Source organism: Desulforamulus profundi (assembly GCF_002607855.1).
This window is the reverse complement of record NZ_AWQQ01000142.1, coordinates 1-1,613: the sequence shown is the minus strand read 5'-3', so window position 1 is coordinate 1,613 and position 1,613 is coordinate 1. Positions and strand designations below refer to the sequence as shown.

2 protein-coding genes and 2 pseudogenes are annotated in these 1,613 nt (G+C 44.7%); 3 read left to right on the top strand and 1 reads right to left on the bottom strand.

What is annotated here, in order from left to right:
- A pseudogene (locus P378_RS17495) lies at nucleotides 1-217 on the bottom strand (IS110 family transposase); the annotation flags it as partial.
- Nucleotides 218-287: 70 nt separating this feature from the next.
- On the opposite strand from P378_RS17495, the gene P378_RS17490 reads away from it, so the two are divergent.
- From P378_RS17490 to P378_RS17480, 3 genes and pseudogenes are all read left to right on the top strand, one after another.
- A complete protein-coding gene (locus P378_RS17490) occupies nucleotides 288-740 on the top strand; it encodes a transposase (protein ID WP_099084098.1) in 453 nt (150 codons plus the stop codon).
- A 127-nt stretch (nucleotides 741-867) separates the two neighbouring features.
- Nucleotides 868-1,095 (top strand): annotated as a pseudogene (locus tag P378_RS24360) (IS3 family transposase); the annotation flags it as partial.
- A gap of 68 nt (nucleotides 1,096-1,163) precedes the next feature.
- A partial coding sequence (locus tag P378_RS17480; RefSeq protein ID WP_274378768.1) for a DDE-type integrase/transposase/recombinase occupies nucleotides 1,164-1,613 on the top strand: 450 nt, incomplete at its 3' end.

Below are 1,613 nucleotides of genomic sequence, written 5' to 3'. Positions count from 1 at the left end.
TAGATAAATAGCGACCCTTGATTTCAGGGTGTTTATCACTTTTAACAACAGCGTTGGCGCACTGTACCAAAAGTGGCTTGATATAAACACCGGCACGGGATATGCGAACAGAATGTTTCTTGCCAGCACTCTCGTTGTTTTGAGGAGTCACTCCTGCCCAGGAACACAAGTGTTTGGCTGTAGGGAACACAGACATATCAACACCGATTTCCCCCTGTGTTAGGATAGTTGTCATAGACCTCTAAATAAACTATAGTAAGAAAAGTACCATTACTGAGGAGGAAGCTATGACAAGATACAGTGATGAATTCAAGTACTCCATTATCAAAAGAATGATGCCACCCAATAATGAATCTGTTAATTCCATCGCAAGAGAAACAGGTCTTTCAGAGGGCACGCTACACAGCTGGAAGAAAAAGGCCAGAGCCAACGGCATAGCAGTTCCAGGCGGTGAGCCTGAAGCAGAAAAATGGMGCACACAGGATAAATTCTTAATTGTTGTTGAAACAGCATCCTTAAGCGAGATTGAATTAGCAGAATACTGCCGCTCTAAAGGTCTCTTTGTTGAACAGGTGGAGGCCTGGCGGGATGCCTGTATGCAGGCCAATGGTGGCGTAGCCAACAGGCTGCCCAACTACAAAAGGATCTTCGCCAAAAGGACCGAGAGCTTAAGGACCTCCAAAAGGAACTTAAACGGAAAGAAGCTGCACTTGCTGAAACTGCTGCACTCCTGGTTCTAAGAAAAAAGGCCCAAGCGATCTGGGGGGACCCCGAGGACGACTGATCAGTGTCTCAGATCGCAAAAAAGTTATTTCACTGATCAAAGAAGCTGTTGCTAACGGGGCCAGGGAAMCARYGGCTTGTAAGGTGCTTGGAATATCTCAGCGTACTCTGCAACGCTGGAGAAGCAGTCTATCACCTGATGAAGACCAGCGTAAACATGCCAAACGAAAGCCTGCAAACAAACTTAGTCCAGATGAAAGAGAAGCCATAATAAAAACAGCGAATCAACCTGAATTCAAAAGTTTACCACCCAGTCAAATTGTACCTAGACTAGCTGATGAAGGCATTTATATAGCTTCTGAGTCAACATTTTACAGAGTCCTGAAAGAAAACAATATGCAATACCATCGGGGAAGAGCTAAAAACCAGGTTCAAAACCCATTTCAACACATTGTGCCACCGGACCTAATCAAGTCTGGATGTGGGATATTACCTACCTTCCGGGACCTGTTAAGGGCATCTATTTCTATCTATATCTCATATTGGATTTGTTCAGCCGCAAAATAGTTGCTTGGGATATATGGACCGAAGAATTATCTGAGAACGCCAGTATATTAGTACGGCGGGCAATAATATCTGAAAAACGCACGTTAGTTAACCAGCCATTAGTCTTGCATTCAGACAACGGCAGCCCTATGAAAGGGGCAACCCTACTGGAAACCCTCTATCAGTTGGGGATAACTCCATCAAGAAGCCGCCCTAGAGTAAGCAACGACAACCCATACGCTGAATCCATCTTCCGTACATGCAAATACCGCCCTAATTACCCTACCAAAGGATTTGTAACACTAACTGAGGCAAGGCAATGGGTGCTAACATTTGTAACATGG